Annotated in this window: 18 protein-coding genes; 8 read left to right on the plus strand and 10 right to left on the minus strand. The window is 41.8% G+C overall.

Annotation, left to right across the window (positions count from 1 at the left end; genetic code table 11):
* Positions 1-16: 16 nt before the first annotated feature.
* On the minus strand, positions 17-2,092 hold the full coding sequence (locus PODO_RS18850) for a serine hydrolase domain-containing protein (RefSeq protein ID WP_038572176.1): 2,076 nt from the start codon (positions 2,090-2,092) through the stop codon (positions 17-19).
* A gap of 92 nt (positions 2,093-2,184) precedes the next feature.
* Positions 2,185-2,907: an MOSC domain-containing protein gene (locus PODO_RS18855; RefSeq protein ID WP_036688867.1), complete on the minus strand. Its 723-nt coding sequence runs from the start codon at positions 2,905-2,907 to the stop codon at positions 2,185-2,187.
* A 197-nt stretch (positions 2,908-3,104) separates the two neighbouring features.
* Here PODO_RS18855 and PODO_RS18860 point away from each other — a divergent pair, with 197 nt between their 5' ends.
* The 3 genes from PODO_RS18860 (at position 3,105) to PODO_RS18870 (ending at position 6,390) form a co-directional block, all read left to right on the plus strand.
* A complete protein-coding gene (locus PODO_RS18860; protein ID WP_036688868.1) occupies positions 3,105-4,568 on the plus strand; it encodes an ATP-binding protein in 1,464 nt (487 codons plus the stop codon).
* An 86-nt stretch (positions 4,569-4,654) separates the two neighbouring features.
* Positions 4,655-5,506: an AraC family ligand binding domain-containing protein gene (locus PODO_RS18865; RefSeq protein WP_038572178.1), complete on the plus strand. Its 852-nt coding sequence runs from the start codon at positions 4,655-4,657 to the stop codon at positions 5,504-5,506.
* Positions 5,506-6,390, plus strand: a complete 885-nt coding sequence (locus tag PODO_RS18870; protein WP_244886524.1) for a DMT family transporter — start codon at positions 5,506-5,508, stop codon at positions 6,388-6,390. Before PODO_RS18865 ends, PODO_RS18870 begins: the two co-directional genes overlap by 1 nt.
* 81 nt (positions 6,391-6,471) lie before the next feature.
* Here PODO_RS18870 and PODO_RS18875 read toward each other — a convergent pair whose 3' ends face one another.
* The 4 genes from PODO_RS18875 to PODO_RS18890 all read right to left on the minus strand — a co-directional run bounded on the left by PODO_RS18875 (position 6,472) and on the right by PODO_RS18890 (position 14,142).
* Entirely contained in the window at positions 6,472-10,953 is a 4,482-nt protein-coding gene (locus PODO_RS18875) for a coiled-coil domain-containing protein (protein WP_036688873.1), read from the minus strand.
* On the minus strand, positions 10,940-11,698 hold the full coding sequence (locus PODO_RS18880; RefSeq protein WP_036688875.1) for a DUF6063 family protein: 759 nt from the start codon (positions 11,696-11,698) through the stop codon (positions 10,940-10,942). The genes PODO_RS18875 and PODO_RS18880 overlap by 14 nt, the downstream gene beginning before the upstream one ends.
* A 12-nt stretch (positions 11,699-11,710) precedes the next feature.
* The gene (locus PODO_RS18885; RefSeq protein WP_143767709.1) at positions 11,711-13,219 is read right to left on the minus strand and encodes a hypothetical protein; all 1,509 of its coding nucleotides are present in this window, start codon (positions 13,217-13,219) and stop codon (positions 11,711-11,713) included.
* 371 nt (positions 13,220-13,590) lie between these two features.
* Positions 13,591-14,142, minus strand: coding sequence for a GNAT family N-acetyltransferase (locus tag PODO_RS18890; RefSeq protein WP_244886357.1), 552 nt, complete (start codon positions 14,140-14,142; stop codon positions 13,591-13,593).
* Positions 14,143-14,375: 233 nt separating this feature from the next.
* Between PODO_RS18890 and PODO_RS18895 the strand changes: the two genes are divergently transcribed.
* Complete coding sequence (locus PODO_RS18895; RefSeq protein ID WP_036688882.1) at positions 14,376-15,188, plus strand: undecaprenyl-diphosphate phosphatase; 813 nt, start codon at positions 14,376-14,378, stop codon at positions 15,186-15,188.
* 70 nt (positions 15,189-15,258) lie between these two features.
* On the opposite strand, the gene PODO_RS18900 is transcribed toward PODO_RS18895, so the two are convergent.
* The 3 genes from PODO_RS18900 to PODO_RS18910 all read right to left on the minus strand — a co-directional run bounded on the left by PODO_RS18900 (position 15,259) and on the right by PODO_RS18910 (position 17,207).
* On the minus strand, positions 15,259-15,852 hold the full coding sequence (locus tag PODO_RS18900; protein WP_038572190.1) for a hydrolase: 594 nt from the start codon (positions 15,850-15,852) through the stop codon (positions 15,259-15,261).
* 81 nt (positions 15,853-15,933) lie between these two features.
* On the minus strand, positions 15,934-16,266 hold the full coding sequence (csaA, locus tag PODO_RS18905) for a chaperone CsaA (protein WP_038572193.1): 333 nt from the start codon (positions 16,264-16,266) through the stop codon (positions 15,934-15,936).
* A 35-nt stretch (positions 16,267-16,301) separates the two neighbouring features.
* Positions 16,302-17,207, minus strand: coding sequence for a DMT family transporter (locus tag PODO_RS18910; RefSeq protein ID WP_052097130.1), 906 nt, complete (start codon positions 17,205-17,207; stop codon positions 16,302-16,304).
* Between the two features lie 148 nt (positions 17,208-17,355).
* On the opposite strand from PODO_RS18910, the gene PODO_RS18915 reads away from it, so the two are divergent.
* Together PODO_RS18915 and PODO_RS18920 are read left to right on the plus strand one after the other, a co-directional pair.
* Positions 17,356-18,246: an AraC family transcriptional regulator gene (locus tag PODO_RS18915; RefSeq protein ID WP_038572196.1), complete on the plus strand. Its 891-nt coding sequence runs from the start codon at positions 17,356-17,358 to the stop codon at positions 18,244-18,246.
* A 291-nt stretch (positions 18,247-18,537) separates the two neighbouring features.
* Entirely contained in the window at positions 18,538-19,593 is a 1,056-nt protein-coding gene (locus tag PODO_RS18920) for an ankyrin repeat domain-containing protein (protein ID WP_038572199.1), read from the plus strand.
* A 71-nt stretch (positions 19,594-19,664) separates the two neighbouring features.
* On the opposite strand, the gene PODO_RS31980 is transcribed toward PODO_RS18920, so the two are convergent.
* Entirely contained in the window at positions 19,665-19,745 is an 81-nt protein-coding gene (locus tag PODO_RS31980) for a YjcZ family sporulation protein (RefSeq protein WP_232061537.1), read from the minus strand.
* A gap of 266 nt (positions 19,746-20,011) precedes the next feature.
* Here PODO_RS31980 and PODO_RS18925 point away from each other — a divergent pair, with 266 nt between their 5' ends.
* Both PODO_RS18925 and PODO_RS18930 read left to right on the plus strand, forming a co-directional pair.
* Positions 20,012-20,437 carry a MarR family winged helix-turn-helix transcriptional regulator gene (locus PODO_RS18925; protein WP_036688893.1) on the plus strand — a complete coding sequence of 142 codons (426 nt, stop codon included), beginning with the start codon at positions 20,012-20,014 and terminating at the stop codon, positions 20,435-20,437.
* An 82-nt stretch (positions 20,438-20,519) separates the two neighbouring features.
* Positions 20,520-21,935, plus strand: coding sequence for an MDR family MFS transporter (locus tag PODO_RS18930; RefSeq protein WP_143767711.1), 1,416 nt, complete (start codon positions 20,520-20,522; stop codon positions 21,933-21,935).
* The last annotated feature ends 40 nt before the right edge of the window (positions 21,936-21,975 follow it).

Below are 21,975 nucleotides of genomic sequence, written 5' to 3' on the forward strand. Positions count from 1 at the left end.
CTTTTTTTATATACGTTTATTGCGCCTTGAGGGTCACTTCAAACTTCGCACCGACATCACCTACAAATACAATTTTGCCGTTGCTAGGAAGTTTGACTTGCTTAAGACCGCTAATGGTAAAGTAATTCACACATACACCATTCTCATCATAGACGGCAAAGGAACTCTTGGTTGGCAGCTCTACTGTCATTATCTTACCTGTTGCGGTTTCAGGAACTCCATACCATCTAGCATATCCATCTGATTGGATCGTTACCATAGATTGCGGGCCTGCATAAATCGGTTTAACCGCATCTTGATGTATAAATAATTGATTGCCAATCTTTAAATACTCCACACCCTTTTTCTCTTCAAAAATAAGATCCGCAAGATCGCGTCCAGCGATGGTTGGGATTTGCACGGTCATTTCTGCTTTATTAGGTCCAGTTATTTTATTCGAGCCCATATAACCAGGTGCGTCAGGGAACATAGCGATTCCAGCTACCGGCATACTCATGTAATATTGGGAGCTGTACTTCTCGCTGACATCAAAATACAATTTCCCTTGACGCTGCTGCCATGCAGTAATGACCTCTTGAGATAGGGCATTAGGTTCAAGCTTCTCAGCTGCATATTGGGTAACGGCAGTTTCACCAAGTCCTGGAATTACCCCATACCCTTGACTCCAAAGATAGATACGGCCATTGCTCTCCTTCACAAAGCTAACTTTACTTGTACCCTCGGCATCTAAAAATTCACCGTTCGAATTATATGAAAATTTCTGCGCTGGCATTGTAGGAGCTATAATCGAAGATATACTCAATTCCCCAGCTTTACTAACTTCTATCTTCATTAGTTGCGTAGAATCACCATAGACACCCGCATAGTTTACCAATTCTTGCGGCATATCCTCTTTGTTCGAAGCTTTAAAGGTAGGTGTAGCTTTCAGTTCCTTAATAACTCCCTTTTCCTGTAAGGCACTGAGTAAAATTTCGTTGGCAAGCATCTGGTCCGTTGTACTTGCTCCGCCAGAAGATATTACTGCTGCTGCCATCCGTTGTTCGGGCAATACAACTAATGAGGTATGATACAGACCCGTATCTCCCCCCTTTGTCAAAGCCTTGATTTCGTACTGGTTAAATGGATATAAGTTCACACTGTCCCAGCCTAATCCATAAGCTAACGAATTATCTGTTCCCTTAGGCCATATTCCACGCTTATATTCCTCTTGTTCCATCGCTTTCACAGACTTTTCTGACAAAATGCCAGTCGATTGGCCCGTAAAAATAGTTGCAAAGCGCACCAAGTCCTCTGCAGTGGAATAGATACCACCTGTTCCAATCACGTTAATGGTTTCTTTGGGTAAAGCTGCTGAGTAGGTAGCATTGTAGACACTAGCCAGCTGAGAAGAAGCTACAGAATCTACAGGCGTTTTCGTATGTTCAAGCCCTAGAGGTTCTGTGAAATTTTGATGAATGAATGTGGTAAAGTCCGTACCGCTGACCTTTTCAACAATCAACTCAGCCAGCGTAAATCCATCATTACAATATACTGAGTAGGCACCTGGATCGGCCTTCAGACGTTGTGTTGACAACGTTTCTAGTAAACTATCTTTTGCAATAGGATCAGAATCATTAAATAAGAAAGAATTGGATAAGTTGGAGCCAGCAAGACCTGAGGAATGATTCAACAGCATCCGTACAGTGATTTGCTTATAACGAGGATCTTCCATCGTAAAATTATTCAAATAAGATACGACTGAACCGTCCAAGTCTACTTTCCCTTGCTCAACAAGCTTCATAATAGAAGCTGTTGTATACATTTTACTCGTTGAGCCAATTCCATACATCGTTGTAGCGCTTGGTGCTGTCTTACTCTCCACATGACTATATCCAGATTGACCGCTCACAACGATATTATCGCCATCAATAAGAGCATATTGGAGACTAGTCGTTCCCAGCTTTTCCGTTAAGAATGCTGCCTTCTCTGCTGCCACCTTCTGAGTGTTCACATACGTTTGCCCTTTGCCGCTATCTGCTGCTAATGCACTCGTAGGGACATACATTACCAGTAGAAGCAAAGCAACTAATAGGGATGCCAAATTCTTCTTCATACATAACCTCCCGATATGAAATCGTCATCCTTTAAAGGATAATTTATCCATGGAGTAATGTAAAGGAAGTTTGCAATTTTGGGACCATGTATCTAATCTACTAATTCTACTTTATCTCCGATTCGAATTTGCCCAGTTTTGATTACTGAAGCATAAACTCCAAAATGCAAATCAAACTCTTTATGCAGTTTTTTCAAAAGTACTGGGTCCTTCTGGAGACTATCCGGATCCATCGTAATCACAACACATCTCTCGCAAAAACTATCTACCTGTAGCTGTGCATCCCCAATGTTGAGCCGGCGTCCAATCCAATCTCCTTCAAAAAGAGAATCATCATTCAGCGCAATAACAAAATTCCCGCGAAAGCGCCGTGGGTCCAAGGAATGCCCCCAGGTTGCCTCCAGTTTTTTTAAGCTGGCATCCGTAATGAGTAGAATACTAGCGCCATCCACGGATAGGAGCTGCGGATGTTCTAGCTGAGGATGTACAGCTTTTAGACCAGACATAGTGATTGGAGTTTTGGTTTGGCTTTGGATTTCTTCCAATAGATTATCATCCCATCCAAAGGTTCGCCCGTCTGATGCCGTTACATGGATTTGTCCATCTATAAATTGCGCTTGATAGGTAAGCATATTCGGAATATTTCTAGCGGTGATATATTTTCGCCAGCCCTCTTTTGACTCATCGTAAAAGGAGCAAAAACGGTCACCAAGCATTCCATACGGTTCAATCATACAGCTTTCTAAATTCTCACCCGCAAATGACTTGACCGGGTAACGATTAATTCCTTGAATTTCACCAACAACTGATAACATGATACAACGCCTCCACTTGTCTTAAAATGCAACGTATCTTCCCATTCTACCTGATTTTATTTAACTGTTGTATGAATATCTAATAACCCAGAAATTTTATATGTTTTATTGAGTTATATGTTTTATACTATGACTGTTGGATATATTGCATTTTGAGATAACACTCACTCCCCTATAAAGAAGAGAGGTAACCTGCTGTGCGGACAAATGATTTTCAAGGTTTTGACTTTGTTTTTACCCAAGCCGTGATGGGTATGGCCCTTATTTCGCTTGATGGAACGTTCCTAAAACTGAATTCAGCATTATGCGACCTCTTGGGGTATGATGAAAACGAGTTAACGACACCCTCTCCAACCGTCCGTACCCTTCTAGATCAGATTCATAAATTCATTTCATTAGGAAGCTCTCTTCCATCTACGAGTACTGATCCGCAGAGACTCGAATTAGATTATTTCCATCCAACCGGACACCGGTTATCTTTAAACGTCTCCATATCTATCCTTCCGGATGACAATGGTGAACCCATATTTTATCTTACTCAATTCGAGAATAAGACCCTGATCAGGGAGATGGAGACTCAGCTTCAGGTTGTGAAGACCCATCTACTTGAAAAAGAGAGCTCTTTTCTACAGCTGCTGGAGGAACTGCCTCAGCCCGTGCTTATCACTAGGGGAGGGATTGTTCTATATGCAAATTCGGCAGGTTTACAATTAATCCATGCAGAAAGCCTAGATCAAGTGCTTGGTCTATCGACTATGGATATTGTAGACTACTCTAATTATGAAATTCTCTCAGAACGAAGAAAGAAATTCAACACTGATAGAACAACAGGTTCTGTCTGCTACCTGATTAATTGTTTAAATAACCAGCAGAAATATGTGGATGGAATTACATTGCCAATCATTTATGAGGGAAACGAAGCGTACATTGGCATATTCAAAGATATATCCGAGCAAGTATTGGAAGATGAACGACTGATACAGTCCGAGAAATTATCTACAGCAGGACAGTTAGCCGCTGGAATCGCTCATGAAATACGGAATCCTCTTACAGCCATTAATGGCTTTATGAAGCTACTGCGCTCTTCCGAGCGGATGAATGATAAATATATTTCCATTATTGAGTCAGAATTGAAACGCATCGAGTTCATCGTCAACGAACTGCTTGTCTTATCTAAACCCCAAACCACTCATATTAGTAAACCAGTGGATTTATTGTCTTTGCTGGAACAAGTCACCACACTAATGAATGGACAAGCTGCCCTAAAAAATCTCAAGATCCTCCCTGTCTGTACTGATCAATCCATTTGGATTAATGGTGAGGCTTATCAGATGAAGCAGGTATTTATTAACTTACTTAAAAATGCGATGGAAGCAATGAATCATGGGGGAAACATCTATATTCATGTGCAAACCTATGACAGAGAAGCCCGAATCAGTGTGCAGGATGAAGGCTGTGGGATGACAGAGGAACAGATCAATGCCCTCGGCAAACCATTTTATACGACCAAAGAAACAGGAACAGGCTTAGGTTATATGATCACACAAAATATTATACATAATCATGGCGGAGCGATCTCTATAGAAAGTATTCTGGAGCAAGGAACAACTTTTACTGTGAGTATTCCAACGATCATTACACCTGAGGAACCTATCATGTAGAAGATGAGGTATCGCAACATCATGCAAGAATGCCCCTAATTTTCACATTATAATGGTTATACATAATTGGAAAAGAAGGTGCAGCAATGACTCGTGAAGTTCGAACAGTAGTTTTCGATCATGACTTAAAATTTGAGGCCTATCGATTCGAAGGTATTATGCAGAAGTTTCCCAACCATTTTCATGACTATTATGTCATAGGTTTTATTGAACAAGGAAAGAGACATCTGCTATGTAACCAAGAAGAGCATATTCTTAACAGCGGAGATGTGGTCATCTTTAATCCGGCGGATCCCCATGCCTGTGAACAGATAGACGGGAGAACGCTTGACTATCGCTGCATCAATATTCAGCCGGAAGTCATGCGTGAGTATGTGCTAGAAATTACCGGCATAGGCTACTTACCGCGGTTCACACACAACGTTCTCTACCAAAGTGAACTGTCGAACCCTTTACACGACCTGCACCAAATGATATTAGAGGATCAATCCGATTTTCAAAAAGAAGAATTGTTTCTATTTCTCCTGGAGCAGCTTCTGAGAGAATACACGGAGACAGAAACCCCCTATCCAGCTCAAGAGCCTACTTCTGAAATTAAAATCATTTGCGATTACATAGAGTTACATTATGCGCAGAACATTACGCTGAACCAGCTAAGTGAATTGAGCGGCTTAAGTAAATATCACTTGCTGCGTTTATTTACCAGACAGAAAGGAATATCACCTTACCGTTACTTGGAAACTATTCGCATCAACCACGCCAAAAAGCTTTTAGAACAAGGAATATTGCCAATAGAAGTGGCCTCTTTAACCGGATTCAGTGATCAGAGCCATTTCACAAATTTTTTCAAAAGACTCATAGGCTTAACCCCTAAGCAATATATGCGTATATTTGTTCAGCAAACGGGAGTAAAGTCATCAATGGAACTTACGAAATGATAAATCAACGCAAGATTAACACAGGACATCTGCTGGCATTACTTACGATTTTAATCTGGGGAACCACCTTTATCTCCACTAAAATACTGTTAAAAGACTTTACGCCTGTGGAAATTCTGTTCTTCCGTTTTCTTATTGGGTACTTTGTACTGTTACTGATCTATTCACGTCCAATCCGAACTACATCTTTTAAAGAGGAATTACTCTTTATCTCAGCAGGTCTTTGTGGGGTCACGTTATATTTTCTTATAGAAAATATTGCCCTAATCTATACCCTTGCATCCAATGTAGGTGTGATTGTCTCCATCGCTCCATTTTTCACGGCGGTGATCGCTCATTTCTTTTTAGAACAAGAGAAATTTCATAGGCAGTTTATTATAGGATTTTTGATAGCCTTGGCAGGAATTATATTAATTGGGCTGAACGGGAGTTTTCTTCTGCAGCTGAACCCCATCGGTGACTTGCTGGCATTGCTGGCACCTGTGGTTTGGGCAATTTATTCAGTGTTGATGAGAAAAATAAGCGTATTAAAGGTTCATACTATAGGGGCTACCCGCAGAGTATTTTTCTATGGTCTGCTGTTTATGCTGCCTACTCTGTTTCTGTTTGATTTTCAGCTAGGTCCGAGTAGATTTAAAGAAATTTCAAATGTAGCTCACCTGCTTTTCTTAGGTCTGGGTGCCTCGGCACTGTGTTTTTTGACTTGGAATAAAGCTGTAGGGATTCTAGGGGCTGTAAAAACAAGTGTATATATCTATATTGTTCCTGTAATTACAGTGGCAGCTTCCGCCCTTGTTCTGAATGAAAAGATCACCTGGGCAATCCTAACGGGAACTTTTTTAACGCTCACCGGTTCTTATATTTCCGAACGCAAACCTAAATAAACAAAATATCTTTAACATTTAATAAAAAGAAGCCCCAGCAGCGTGATGCATACTGGAGCTTCTTTAAGTTTCATTCCATACTCAGAACAACGAGACAGGAATAAGCTTTCTTCCTCCCTTGATCAGGGTTGATTCCAGCATGTCCCCTTTGACGCCTCCAAAATAAAGCTGCCAATACACGCCAAAACGCACGCTGACATCATTCTTGACAAGCTCCGGCGGCGTAACAATCAGCCATTGGAATTTGAGTGCCTTGGAAATTTCGAAGACGGGGTCAAGCACGTTATTGGAGACCATTTCTCCGAAAGGATTGTCATATAAAAAGACCGTCCAGCCTTTATTCTCACGATTCACCCGTTTATGCGTCATGATCATCATTGCGACCAGCAGCTGTACAGATTGACGTTGCCCCCCACTGCCGACAGCTTCATCCAGTGCGCCGCGATTAATAATCTCCCAGTCCGAATAATGATAATCTTCCGGTGCGGCGTAGAGGAAATAATTCTCCGTTACCGGTTTATACACCTGAAGAACTGGAAAGCGGTTCTGCAGCGCCGCATAGACAATTCGTCCGTCATTAATAACCTCTTTGATTACCAGTGCCGGCACTTGTTCTATCTTTGGATACTTTTTGAGCAATTCATTGATACATTGATTGAAGTAGTCACTCACCATCGGCTCTACCTCATCGCTTGTTCTTGGCACATTGATATTCTTGTAATTCAGACGTACCAGCGGGAAGGCATAATTATTCTCGTTATGAATAATCATCCGGCGTTCCATTCGCTTCATAATATCAATGATTTGTACCACACGTAGAGAAGCCCGGCCTACCCACATCTTGCGGGAGAGATCCATGCCTTCCTTATCGCTTTGAATGCTCTCGATCTGATCACGCGAACTGCGTAGCATGGAATCTAGGACTTGCAGTGCAATAGCGAAATTATCCCAATGGACCGTATTCAATCGATCTAGAATCTTGGTCTCCAGTTCGGAGTTCCGTTCATTTTTCGCAAGTTTTTCGGTTAATGAATTTTTCTCTTCCTTCACCTTTTTGGAGATTTCATCCTGTCTAATCCGGCTATCCTTGATGCGGAGAAGCCAGTCGGCTACTAGAGGCTCGCAGCTTTCTCTAACCCTCAGCGTTATTTCTTCTGGTACACTCCGTAGGTTGACGCGATCCTCAATATGCGCATTCATTATTTTGATTTGATTGGATAAAGTCTGGATGAGGACATCCATTCGATCCAAGGATCTTTTACACTGGTTAAGCATAAGCTCATTCGCTTGGCAGCGCTCCTGAATTTCTGTCTCCTTATCCTCTAGCGCCTCATTCCAAAGCTCCACGGCACGTTCATGTTTCTCCTTGATACCCTTCTCTACTTTGCGCAACTCTTTCTGCAAGTTCTCCAATTCAGTCTGGCAGCGGATGTAACCGTCGTGAACAATCTGATAGTCTTCCTCTAACGAAGTAGTATCCGTCTTTTGGCGATTTCTTGCAGCCATAATAGACTCGGACGTTTCCGTAGGTTCAGTCGCCTTCCGCCAATTCACATCTACTTGATTCAGGCTGGATTCAAGCTCAGCCAGATTCTCGCTTGCTGCCTTAATCTGTGCAGCTCTTGTCCGAACTTCCAGCTCATTTTCGGTAAGTGATTGCTGCAGGCTTTCAACGGTACTGAGCTGCTGCAAGAGAAGATTCTGCTCTACAGGATCTACAGGTATGACTTCTCCTTCATCAGAAAGCTGGCGATCTGTTGGGAAAACAATCTCAGGAAACCATCGTTGCAGTCTAGGGAACATCGCATATTCGGTTTCTCTCGTCCATTTATTGCGTTGTCCGCTCAAGCTTTCCATTTGCACCTTTAGGTGTTCAAGCTGCTGATCTTTACCTGCTAACTCTTTACTCACCAGATTCTTTCGTTCGATTATTTTTTGTTTTTCCTTATAATCTTGTTCCTGTTTCTTCGTCCGTTCAATCCAAGCTTGCAGAACCCCCGCTCTCTGCTCATGCTCCACACTTAGAGCTTTGTTCTCCGCGAGCTCCCGTCCGATCCGGGTAAGCGTCCCTTCGTTCTCATTCATCTCATTGCTCAGATTGATAATGCTCTGCTGAAGTTCAGCCTGCAGTTTAATAAGGGCCTCATGCTTGGTTGTAAGCGTCATGGTATTCTCGTTTTGGAATAAACGTTCATATTCCTGACGCACCGATTTTAACTTAGATAAATAAGCTTCAGAGTCCTGAAGGATCTGCTCCTGTTCTTTGAGCTTCCCCTGAATACTACTCTTCCAATCCTGGAAACGATCCGGCTGCAAGACCATTTGCGGCCCTTGATTCGCAAAAAGCATGAAGGATGCTTGATGCGAAGCTGCCATCTCTTCACGGATAAAGATCGGCACCGCTGATTTCAGCAAGGTGTCCTTCATCAGTTCCGGCTGAATTTTATCAGCTTCGCGCCGGGTCAAAATCAAACTATATGGAAGTAACGGATATTGCTCCAGTTCTTCCTCACGTTCAAGATACGGACGGTCATTTAAGTAGGAACTACCTAGCGTTGATTGAATCTTTAACGAATCGAGTGTATCTTTGACCGTCAGAATATCTGAATTGGGTAGCCAGTAGGATTGGTTCTGTAGTTCCACATCCATGAGCTGATTATAGTAATCCCTTCTGGAACGTTTAGTCTGTTGCTCTACTTCATCTATTTTTCGGATAAAACGTGCCGGGATAACATCTTGTTCTTCAAAAAGGCCAGTAGCTCCTAAACGATTATGCTCTTCATACATTTCCAGCAGTACAACGAGCTGTGACCATAATTGGGATTCTTTCTGAGTCTGTGACTCAAGCAGAACCCCAAGCTCGTCCGCTTCACGCTCATAAGAACGCCGTTTCTCACTCAGCTCAGCATGACTCTTATGCAGTGCCAGCTTCCGAATCTCTTCCTGCTTGTGCTGTTCTTCCAAGTCTCCAATGTCTTGAAGAATCGTTTTGGCCGCTGAGACCGTACGCTGCAGCGCAGCTGCCGGAGAATGGGCGGCATCCTGCCCATATTGGGCTGCGAATGCTCCGAGTTCTTCCGTATATTGCCGAATAGATAAGGTCAATTCATTGATCTGATTATCCAGCCCCGCCAGCTCTACCAAGAAACTTTCCCTTTCCTTGCGCAATTCCCTTTCTTCCGCCGTCAGGTCTTGCTGCGCTGTCTCAAACTCTCTAATCGTTTGCTGCCAGAGATTAAACACCACATCCCACTGTTTCCGCAGCTGTTCCTTGGCTGCCTGAATGACCTCTTGCCGTTCTTTCATCTCCAGAGAACCTTCGATAGCTTGAATTTCTTTTTGCCACTGCTCAATTTGCCGGGTATGGAGCAAACGTTTAGCCAGAAAATAAGCTACTTCAAGCTTCTTCTCTTGCGCTTTGGAATCCTCCAACCGACCACGCGCACGGCTCTGATCATCACTGAGCTTCTTAAACTCTTCTTGCTTCAGTTCCGTTTCTTCCTTGCTGCGTAAGTATTTAAGATTGTCTGTCTCAAAGCGCAGTTGCTTCGCATCCTGATAACGTCCAGCCAGTTCATCAGCAATCTTACTTCGCTCAACTTCTGCATTTCTCTGCTCTTCATAGATAACCGTATAGATTTGGCGTCCACGTAGTTCAGTTTCTTGTACTACGTTTTCCGCCTCCACGCCAAGTTTCACCAGCTCATAAAGCGGTGCAGCCATACCAAGAAACTCTGAATAGACCTGCTCCCGCTGTTCAAGCATCGGCAAGCGCTGAGCCACTGTTGCTGTATCGATAAACATCCGCTGCAGCGTATTGTCGTCTTCCTTTAATCCTTCATTCAGACTAGATCCGATTTCAGGAATAATCAGCTTTTCGAACAAGTTATGATTGGTGAAGGCATCATTCTTTTTAAAATAACCTTTGATACCGCCCTCTTCACCATTGATCCGCCGCATATTTCGCCACTCGGCGATATGGATATCCCGGATAGCCAGGAAGTCATAATATCTTTTCAAATCCGAGCTATGGCTGCCAAAAGGTACAATCTCCCCCCGCCGATCGCGTACAAATTGCTGGATCGTTTCAAAACTCGTAGGTTCAGCAGTCACTTCGTCAAATAACGGCAACGTTGATAGCGTAAGTTCAGCCGCTTCACCGTAATCTGTAAGTGCGTACAGCAAGTAATCCACTTTGATATCCTGCTGATCAAGCGAATTATGTGCCGTCATAGCGATTCCCGTAGTCATATACTCATTGCGCTCATTGTTGTCGAGATGCCATTCGATAGCTACGTGAAAAGTGTACGGTTTAAGTTGTTTTTTATGATTATGAAAAAAAGCCTCAACCTGGTTCTCACTGTCTTTGCCCCATGGTGTTTTGGGCATTAACAGCTGAAAAATGGATTGCAGCAGTACTCCCTTTCCACCGCCATTCATGAGCGTAATAAGCGTATTAGCGGGTCCCTCTTCGTTGCAGAGGTCCAGAATCATATCGTCGTATTTCTTGAGCATCTTCTCGTATTTAAGTCCTGTAATTCGTATGCGTTCAATCCGCGGCATAGGTAGCACCGTCTTTCTCAGCTAAAGTTCTTCCAATGAGGCTCTTTAATTCCTGGTATCGATCGACATCATGATATAAATAACGCATTCTCTCATACAGCTCTTCCCGAGGAAAGATACGCTTCTCTGTCTCAGAGATGAATACGAGCTTCTCCTCTTCCAGAAGTTTCATGCCTTCATGGATCAGTCCAATTCGTGAGCCTGCGCCTCTGGTCAGAAGATCGCTTTCTTCCTGACTCTTAGTCTGCATGTACAGACTGGTCCATACCTTAGACATCGCTTGGATATCAAGCTGCCACTGCTGGCTAAATCGCCCATCCTCATCCATCTGAATCCACGTCTGAAAGAGCGAGGACACCTGATCAGCAATTTGAATATAGGACATACTGTCCTGCCCCGACTTAAAATGAGTCTCATCCTGATCCATTTCGGCCAGAAAAACCAGAATAATAATATTGATAATATGTAAGTGTGTTTTACGCTCAACACGTGAATATTTGTTCTTTAACTGGGTGAAATTGGTTGCAAACACTGACCCCAGCGGATTAACTAGCAGATGGAGACGGTGCCCGGAATTCATCACCCGACAGCCCCCTTCTTTGGCAACATACTGAAGTGCATCATAAGTTCCTGCATCCTGAAGGCATTCTGCCGCTGCAGGGTCATCAAGAGGAATTACTTTTTTACGGAGCAATTCAAAAAATAGCCGCGAAGCTTGCTGTACCTGTTCTAATGTATAACTCATGTTAGTAACTTCTCACCTCTCCACAATCGTAATCATATATGGACTCATATCCAGACCAGGACACCGTACCCTTGAGGCTGGTTCTGGAGCAATGCTCGTCCGCAGCGTTTTGCCGCGTAAACTCTCCAACAGAAGATCTTCTGCAAGCACATATTGGATTAGCTGTTGGCATTCATCAGAAACGCCGCTACCACCTTCTGGTGCCTGTTCCTGCACTAAAAAATCTGTATGAAAAAACTGCACCCACAGATCAACAGCATCCGGTGTGTTTGCCCACCCTGTCAGTTCTTCGGCGGAAAAAGCGTCTGCAGTAAAGGTAAAGCTTCCCTGCTCAGCCAAGGCAGTAAAAACCGGCTTCCACAGATCCACTACTTTTGCCCATGGGATACCTTTAGGAATATATTGAACAGGCTCTGCGTCCACCTCATCTTCGAAATCATCCATCACTAAGTCAGGGATAAACCCTACCTCTTGTTCCTCCCAAGCCCAAGGAAGCGGATAAACGAAGTCCTGATTCGGAGCGAATAATCCGCTGAGCAGCAGTTCAAGACTGTCACCGCTTGGCAGACCCTCTTCTTTCACCCATTCCTCCCATACGTGAGTACGGAAGTTAAACCCGGCTGCTCCCCAGAATAATTCAGGAAAGTTCAATCTTAAATTGGTCTCCATCTCAAAAATATTCAACACTACCTCAGCCAGCTCATCGTGTACACGCCTAGAAAGCTCGACTCGTTCAGAGAGAATACGGATCTCATTGAAGTCGATTACGTCTTTCTCATCATTGGCCAGCCTGGCCAGAGAACGGTGAATACTATCAAAATGTTTGCGTTCCTCCTCGAACTGATGATGAATCTCTTCGAGTCGCTGATGCCGAGCCACTCCGAATTCACTAAAAATATGCTTCGGATTGCGGCGTAACGCATTGCGGTATTCTTGCTGTTGCTGGGTCATCTTACGGACACGGGAGATCAGTTCATTAACATCCTGAAGAGCCCGAGTTACGCGCCCATGTTTAATATGCATTTGAATCTCGAGCAGTTTGATGCTGATCTGAAATTCATCAATAATCTCATGGCTCATAAAAATAAGCTCCATTGCATATTCGGAGAGACGATAGATGGTTCTTCCATTCTCTTCCCAACTGCTGCGGGTCGCATCCTCGTCCACCGTGAAATACTTATATTTCTGCACGGACATTTGCCGGGTCACATCATCATAGAAAAGGGATTCGAAATCTCCACCATTCCCGCTCCACAATAAACCGTCCACGAGACGCTCTACGGATTCGGTAGTCCCAAGATTGGCGATATTAAAACGTTCCAGTGCAGTCCAAGTAAGTTCTATAATATCCTCTTTGGATCTTCTCTCATTCGATTCTAACTCCAGATAATAGACTTGCAGCAGAACGCTTAAAGATACCATTTCTTTGTAAGGTTGGATTTCGCCAAGGTTCATGCCAGCCCCCAAATTCCACAGGGGATTCAATCGTTTGTTTCGTTCGCCAAAATCCGACCAATTCATCTTTCTGCTAACCTCGCCATCACTTCATAATTTAAAATTTCCTGCGGAACTCTCCGGTCCTCTTCTCCCTGTACGGACAACGCCATACTTATTCTCGATCACCCTCACTAAAAGAAATAAAACCCCTATACATCCTGTATAGGGTTCTGAAACACGGGAATATATGTTTCTATTATAACAATCCTTCGAAGCTTATGCTATTTTTGTTAAACAAAATAATAGATTCTAGCCGGATGACAAAAGATCGCAGAATTACAGGGAGAAATCCCCTGATTTTTCTCTTGAAGCTTCATTAACCCTTATGGACTAAGCAAAAAAAGGCTGCCCCAAAAACCATGAATTGGCTGAATGAGACGGCCCTTTTTTATTAACTACTCAGCAACTCCTTGCGTAAACGCCATACAATACTGCTCAAGTGGGCTATTAGGTAGAGGAATGACTTTAACCGTACGGAAATGATAATGCTCATAAATGGGCAAGTTGCTCGGCGTCTGTGTCTCTAACGTGCATAATGTATTGTTCACACGACATTCCGCGAGCAGCGGTGTCATGATTTTTGATACATATCCTTGGCCTCGATATTGTTCTTGCACTGCAAGCATATCCAAATGTTTAACCTTCTGATCCCCAAACATTGATAACCATAAAGAACTCATACTACGCAAAATAGATAAACCACGTATAAATCCTCGCACCCCAATGATTCGGCAGATCGGTAATGACTTGATGATCGCAAGGACTATCTGTTTCATATACCTGACGTTCGAAATCAATGTCCCTGTCTGACGCTCCAAATGGAACACTAAAGCCACTGCTTCAAAGTTAGTAGAAGTCGTTAGTAAATCCGAATATGGATACAACATCTCAATGTAACGATGAAAAAAAATATTCAACACGCGTAATCTGGTTGATTCATCAGGCAAGATATGCTGATATAAAGGATCATTTTTAGCAAATGCTTCGGCCAGAACACTGGCTGCTCTCGGAATATCATGCTTCTGAATTTTTAGTAATGTACTACAAATAGTTCCACCTCATTTAATAGTCTTACGAATTAGTATAACTCGTCCAATTGAATATGGCACGATGGTTCTATTGTCATTTCTTTATTGAATACGATATGATTGAAAAGATTACAAAAATACTGGGAGGTAAAATGGAAGATATTATACTGTGGCTTAAATACTTGTTTCTAGGGTTTGTTCAAGGGGCAACTGAGCCAATCCCCGTCTCTTCGAGCGGCCATTTGATCATCGCACAGAAATTGCTAGGCTTAAAACAAAATGGGCTATCATTTGAAATCTTAACAAATACGGCTTCACTAATCGCGATTTGTTTTATTTTCCGTAAAGATATCGGAAGATTGATCACTGGATTCGTTCAATTTATTCTGACCCGCAAAGAGGAATATAAGTCAGATTTCCTGTTCTCTTTGTACATCATCATCGGTACCTTGCCTGCGGTAATCGTTGCTTTACTCTTCAAGGATCAGATTGAGGATATCTTCTCGTCAGTTCATACCGTATCCATCGCCTTGCTGGTTACGGGGGTAGCTTTATGGTTGATCCGTAACCTTCGCGGCCGTAAACAAGATGGTGACTTAAAAGCGAAGGATGCAGTTATAGTCGGACTTGCCCAAGCAGTCGCCCTTATTCCTGGGATAAGCCGCTCTGGTGCAACTGTCATCTCTTCCATCGCTGTGGGAATGAAGCAAGAAACTGCTTTACGCTTTTCTTTTATGCTTTATATTCCTGTCAGTTTGGGCGGACTTGTTATGGGCGCATCTGATATTGCCCACGATCCTAACCGCTCGCAGCTAGCAATTCCATACTTGATTGCATTTATTACTACACTTATCGTTACTTATTTCTCCATGCGCTGGTTTATGGGGATTATGGCTAAAGGTAATTTGAAGTATTTCTCTTATTACTGCTTCTTAGCTGGGATACTTCTCCTCATCTTTATGTAAGACATAACTTCAATTAAAAAACCTCATGACAATCTCTGAAATTACAGAGAGAGCCTGAGGTTTTTTTATACTATTTCAACATGGATATTACTTCATCGCTCGACCGGATCTTACCTATACGAGGGAAGATAGTTTTGCATACATAATCATGCTCTTCTTTTACCATCGCGGTCATAGCGTCTTCTACAAAAACTTGATGATAACCAAGCTGATAAGCTTCTCTTGCAGTAGTATCCACACCAATCGAGGTAGAAATACCACATAATACGATCGTATCTATTCCGCGGCGCCGTAACTGCAAATCAAGATCTGTACCGAAAAATGCCCCCCACTGACGTTTGGAAATCAGATGTGCATTTTTGATATTCGCTAATTCTGGCACGATGTTGTCCCAACCTTCTGGAAAGGTGACAGAATTCATTTGTAAATCAGTTTTAGGTTTAAGCATATCTTGCCCATCTAGCCATGACACCCTCACTAGAACAACAAATCCCCCTTTCTCCGTAAAGGATTGAGCTAATTTGCTGGCATTCTCAACCACCTGAGCACTTGTATTCGGCCCCTGCTTTGGACTGTGGACAATTCCTTGTTGCAGGTCGATCACGACTAGCGCCGTTTTACTTGCCTCAATACTTTCAGATGCTAAGCTTGTTAATTCTTCCATTGTCTTCTCTCCGATTACTATCAATTTTGTGTACATCTTAAAATAGACCCACTGTTAGTTTAATACAACAATTACCCTATATTACCCAATAGGTGTCCCATTAGGTAATTTAATATCTGGCTTCAAGAGAACCACATCCCCTTTATCCGGTATTCCTCCAAGAACTAATACTTCTGATAGGAAACCCGCTATATTTCGAGCAGGGAAGTTAACTACCCCAATGATTTGTTGCCCTACAATCTCTTCAGGCCTATATCGTTTAGTAATCTGTGCACTTGATGTTTTGCTTCCGATATCGGGTCCAAAATCAATTTGGAGTTTAATCGCAGGTATTTTTGCTTTTGCAAAAAACTCCGCTTTAATAATCGTTCCAACACGAACATCAAGTTTCAAAAAATCATCAATAGTTACCATTTCCCATCCCCCTATACATATTTCCGACTACTCATTTACTTATTTTGAATGTTGTACTTTAAAGATTTCGACCAAAAATACATTCCCATACCGAGTAAGGTTATTATGCCGCCTAAAAGCTGGAATAATGACATAGTTTCCCCTAATAATAGGTATGCAAGGACAATGGCAAGAACAGGCTCACCAATAATCCCAACCGAGACAGTAGTTGCTCCAATCGACTTTAACAAAAGGTTAAAGATGTATTGACCAAAAATAGTTGGAATTATTGCAAGAAGCAAAAAATAAATCCAATCTGATGAAGCATAATTAATTAATGAGACATTATTTATCAAATTGTACACGAGCATAACAGTACCACCAATAAAAAAGACGAAAATGCTGTATATATTTGCATTGATTTTGCCGCTTACTTTTTGCCCGGCCAACAGATAGACTGAAGCGCAGAATGTGCCAATTAACGATAAAGCATCGCCGATTAGTGCATCTTTCGAAACCCATATGTCTCCCCATGCAATAACAATCGAACCTAAAAGAGCAACAATCAGGCAAAAAACGGTTAGCAGGTTAACATGTTCTTTGAATAAAAAGTAAGACCCCATCATAACAAATAGCGGCTGTAACGATAAGATCACCATGGAGCTTGCAACTGAAGTATAGACCAATGATTCCATCCAGAATAAAAAGTGTAACCCTAGAAATAGGCCGGATAAAACAACGATGGCCCAATCTTTTTTATTCATCTCAGCAGAACGAGCCATTTTCCCAGATGTAAAACAGAGCATGATGATTACAGAAATAAACAATCTATACATCCCGGCCACTGAAGTAGGTGTATCTGATAGTTTAATCATGATTGAAGAGATAGAAACGGACAAAATACTGATAAATAACAGAATAAACGGATGAAATAGTATAGGCGGTTTATTTGAACTAACCATAGTTCCTCCAAAATGTGTGACAATCCCTGTGCACAGAATTGTATGATAAGTCTAGGCTGGATATAATAATATCACCGTCAGGGTCTATATTGTGCAACTATATCTTTAATTTATATAGAAATATCGTCAAATAAGGAGAATAAGCACTTTGAAAAGGCAATTGCACGAAGCCATTCAATTTCCTGATGATGCATTTCCATACATCATGTACACTCATACCAATTATGAATCTATTCCTAATGGCAGAGGGGTTAACGATCTACATTGGCACCAAGAACTACAAATTACTTTAGTGACCAAAGGGAAACTAACCATACAAGTCAACGGAATCAATTATGATTTAGAAGCAGGTCAGGCCATCTTTATTAATAAGAGCGTACTTCATATTGTTACGTACCTTAACCAAGAGGGTGAATATGTTAGTTTTAACTTCCCAGAGAAGTTACTCGCTTTTTATTCTGAAAGTGCAATGGAAAAAAAGTATGTACTTCCGTATACCAATTCATTCTTGTTAAGTTTAGAAATCAAAGGAGATAAGGACTGGCATAATCAAATCCTACAAATTCTTTGGGATATGAAAAAAGAATTTGAATCGAAAAAAAAATGGGGATGGGAGTACGAAGTTTCTATCAAAACTGTCCAGTTATGGTTAATCCTTATATCAAATTTTTCTCTATCCTCTGAGGAATCGTCTAAATATAACAGACTCCAGCAAGAGAGACTACAATTAATGCTTAGTTTTATTCACAAAAACTATTCTAATAATTTGACATTGAAGGAAATAGCAGACACAGCACATCTAAGTGTATCGGAGTGCACTCGAGGTTTTAAGAAAAGTATCCATATGACTCCGTATTTCTACTTAATTAAATATCGCATTAATAAAAGCTGTGATTTGTTAATAGCAACTGACTACACGATAACTGAAATCGCACAGCGAGTTGGTTTCAATAACGCCAATCACTTTATCCAGTCTTTTAAAAAACACTTAAACATAACTCCTAAGGAGTTCAGAAAAATTAGAAATGAACGAACTTAAAAAACAACAAAAGCAGAGTCGATCGCTTTGTCTGACTGCCTAGTGTTAGCGTAATTTCGATGTCCTTCGTAAATCTCGAATATATTTCCAAGACACAAGCTTAATGTTTTTATTTTCTATTAGTCTATGATTCGAAATCGACATAAACGATATTCCACTCTTTTCCAATAAAGTTACGTTTATATCTTCAACCTTTTCGTCCTGCATGAATTAGTGTTCAATTCTCCTATATGATAAACTTGCAAGAAGTTATCTGCTATTTATCTATTAATAAAGGAGCGGAAAAATGAGATGGGCAAAAAGAAAAAAACATTACCCGCCAATTTTGCCGAGCTGGTTAAAACGAATGATATGTCTGCCTTAAAAGAGGTATTTGAGCTATGCGAATGGGATGCCCGTGGGGGTTACAGCAAAGGTACCGCCCTCAGCTTCCGGCAAATACCGGATGAAATGGTTTCCTGGCTTGTGGAGCAGGGTGCTGACATCAACGCTGCCGACAACTATAAGCGTACCCCTCTTCATGCTCAGGCTGCAACCTGGTCCGGAAATGTCCCCTTACTCCTTGAGCTAGGTGCAGATATGGAAGCCCTGGATTACCAGAATGAGACACCGCTGCACTCAGCAGCTGCTTCTTACAAAACAAAAGTAGTGCGGGATCTGGTGGTACGCGGCGCAAATGTCCATGCAGAAAATAACCGAAAAAACACACCTCTCGCCAAAGGATTATTACAATGCCGGAATATCGATATAGTTCACATGGCAGAAATCTCGCGTATTATGCTAGATGCAGGAGCAGTAATCACGCCGGAGATGAAGGAATCCGTGCGGCGTATCGGCAAGGATTTTGAATTCGTCAGAACAAATTACAATAAAGATCGACTGGATGAAACGGCAAATGCTCTCCTGGAGCTGTACCGGCAATTTGATGTCGAGCCTATAGCGAAACTGGTGAGACATGATGGAATCTCTCCTATCAAGGTAACGGCAGCCGCATGGCCCGCACAGCACCAAGAGCTGTGGGATTTTCTCGTCCCTGCTTCAGGACACGCGATAACGGTGCAGGGTGAGGTTATCCGCATCACAGGGCGGGTGTCTCATGAAATCCTTAATAATGGCGGAGGAAACTGGGATGCCGATTACCGTAAAATGCTGGATGCACTGATGCGGCATTTTAGCACGGGGACGCCTTTAACGCCCGTCCTTCTTCAAGAGGCAGCTGCACTCGCCAAACGGTTCCGCAACATCGCTGGCAATGAGCAACCAGCCAGATTATGCGAGCTGGCGGTGCAATGGGTACTTGCCAATCCTCAGCCCATTTCTATGACACAACCCGATTATTCCCGTTAAGTCTATCCTGCTAAAGAAAACAAAGAAACGCCCCGAAGAAAAAAACTTCGGGGCGTCAATTTACATAAATTCTAGATCCAACAAGTTTTAAGGATAATGACGAGGAGAATGTAAAGCACAAGAATCGTACCCGTTGATGTCCAAGGATTAATACAAACTGGAGCCTTTTTTTGTTCTTGAACGCCCCCAACACAGTTATACCCCATTTAAATCCCTCCCTAATTATTTTATTTTAATTTCACAACAGCATATGACTATGTATCATCAAGTGATTGGGCATTAAACAACTTTACCGCTTGTATTTAATTCTATGATTCTATTCATTTTCTTTAACTTGACAAGCATCCATAACTTTATGCTAATATAGACAAATCAATAACGTTGATATATCATCTATTCTTCAATTAGGAGAGATCATATGGATTCAAGAGAACCTTTAGGTTTGGTCATTCGAGATTTGCATTTAGAAATAGCAAATTATTTAACAAAGTTACTTGCTCCTTTTCGACTTGCACCTGAACAGCATCTACTTATGGCTCTGATGCTTGAGAAAGAAGGTCTATCTCAGAACGAGATTGCTGCTAATCTTGGTAAGGACAAAGCCAGTGTTGCCAGAATGATCGCCAGCTTAGAGAGCAAAGGTTACATACGCAAAGTAACAAGTGCGCAAGATCGCCGAGCGGTAAATGTATATGTAACAGAAGAAGGACGGAAATTAGAGAATACTATAAATGAGGTGACGGTCAATTTAAACGAAATTATCGAGTCAGGATTATCTGCTTCAGATTACTCAACACTTAAGACTTTGTTAACTCGTGTGCAGGATAATGTAAGAGGTGCTTAGAGCATTTCTCTCCTCCTCATAGTTGATATATCATCTATCCAGCATAAATAATCCGAATCACAATTCTGAAAAGAGGTTCATCATAATCATGGAATCAACATCAACTGTTCAAGTTAAACGTCCCGCCCTTATGGCCTTCTCGCTTATGCTAGGTGCATTCGTCGGGCTATTTAGTGAAACCGCCTTAAACATGGCTTTTACAAATTTAATGGATGAATTTTCAATCAACGCCTCAACGGTTCAATGGCTAACCACAGGATATTTACTTGTATTAGGAATCCTCGTTCCAATATCCGCCCTATTAATGCAATGGTTTACCACTAGACAATTATTCACAGCTTCCTTGCTATTATCTATCGTCGGTACATTAATTGCTGCCCTCTCCCCTAATTTCAGCTCATTATTAATTGCACGTTTAGTGCAAGCCTTAGGGACAGGCTTATTGCTTCCATTAATGACCAATATTATTCTTATTATTTTCCCTGCACATAAACGCGGAACTGTCATGGGAATGATGGGGCTCGTTATTATGTGTGCACCGGCCCTTGGACCTACTCTATCTGGTTTAATTGTAGATCATTTTGGCTGGGAGTATATCTTTTGGATAAGCTTACCTTTATTGTTATTTACATTAGGTTTCGGATTAACATTCATCAAAAATGTAGCCAACATCACAAAACCTAAAATAGATATTTTATCCATCTTGCTTTCTACGCTTGGATTTGGTGGAATCGTCTTTGGTTTTAGTAACTTTGCTGATCATTCTTTGAGTGAAATCATTGTTTTGTTGCCTCTTATTATTGGTTTCATCAGCTTAATCTTGTTTGTATTACGGCAATTTAAATTGGAAACCCCAATGTTGAATTTACGGGTATTTAAATATCCCATGTTTACGATAGGTCTTATAATGCTCTTTTTAGGAATGATGATCATTTTATCTTCTGCAATTTTATTACCTTTATATTTAAAAGGAGGTTTATTGTTATCGGCCACAATGGCTGGTACTCTACTTCTTCCAGGCAGTGTTATTAACGGGGCTATGGCTCCAGTTACGGGTAGAGTATTCGATAAATACGGTCCGAAATTATTGCTGCCGCTTGGATTTTCCATCACAACCATTGCTGGTTTTCTATTTACAAGAAACTCAACTGAAACCAGTAGCCTAACCTTTATTTTAATACACTGCGCAATGTTTATCGGATTAGCAATGGTCATTATGCCCGCTCAAACCAATGGGTTAAATCAATTACCTGTGAAATACTATCCGGATGGGGCTGCTGTTATGAGTACACTTCAGCAAATTGCAGGTGCTCTTGGTACAACGTTCGCTGTTACGCTAATGTCTAGTGGACAAACACGATTCGCAAACACACATCCAACCGCTGCACAGCCTGAAATATTAACCGCTGGAATTACACATGCTTACTTATTTATCGCAGCAATTGCAGGTATAGGATTGATTATATCGTTATTTGTGAAGCGTATTCGAGTGTATTGATTTGTATGTTAAAAAGACAGTGGACATGAACTGCCCGCTG

The organism is Paenibacillus odorifer (genome assembly GCF_000758725.1).
GTDB lineage: Bacteria > Bacillota > Bacilli > Paenibacillales > Paenibacillaceae > Paenibacillus_AQ > Paenibacillus_AQ odorifer.

Excerpts from the sequence above, each read along its gene's own strand:
- PODO_RS18850 (WP_038572176.1), bottom strand. The coding sequence starts at position 2,092 with ATGAAGAAGAATTTGGCATCCCTATTAGTTGCTTTGCTTCTACTGGTA.
- PODO_RS18855 (WP_036688867.1), bottom strand. The coding sequence starts at position 2,907 with ATGTTATCAGTTGTTGGTGAAATTCAAGGAATTAATCGTTACCCGGTC.
- PODO_RS18865 (WP_038572178.1), top strand. The coding sequence starts at position 4,655 with ATGACTCGTGAAGTTCGAACAGTAGTTTTCGATCATGACTTAAAATTT.
- PODO_RS18875 (WP_036688873.1), bottom strand. The coding sequence starts at position 10,953 with ATGCCGCGGATTGAACGCATACGAATTACAGGACTTAAATACGAGAAG.
- PODO_RS18880 (WP_036688875.1), bottom strand. The coding sequence starts at position 11,698 with ATGAGTTATACATTAGAACAGGTACAGCAAGCTTCGCGGCTATTTTTT.
- PODO_RS18885 (WP_143767709.1), bottom strand. The coding sequence starts at position 13,219 with ATGAATTGGTCGGATTTTGGCGAACGAAACAAACGATTGAATCCCCTG.
- PODO_RS18895 (WP_036688882.1), top strand. The coding sequence starts at position 14,376 with ATGGAAGATATTATACTGTGGCTTAAATACTTGTTTCTAGGGTTTGTT.
- PODO_RS18900 (WP_038572190.1), bottom strand. The coding sequence starts at position 15,852 with ATGGAAGAATTAACAAGCTTAGCATCTGAAAGTATTGAGGCAAGTAAA.
- csaA (WP_038572193.1), bottom strand. The coding sequence starts at position 16,266 with ATGGTAACTATTGATGATTTTTTGAAACTTGATGTTCGTGTTGGAACG.
- PODO_RS18910 (WP_052097130.1), bottom strand. The coding sequence starts at position 17,207 with ATGGTTAGTTCAAATAAACCGCCTATACTATTTCATCCGTTTATTCTG.
- PODO_RS18920 (WP_038572199.1), top strand. The coding sequence starts at position 18,538 with ATGGGCAAAAAGAAAAAAACATTACCCGCCAATTTTGCCGAGCTGGTT.
- PODO_RS18925 (WP_036688893.1), top strand. The coding sequence starts at position 20,012 with ATGGATTCAAGAGAACCTTTAGGTTTGGTCATTCGAGATTTGCATTTA.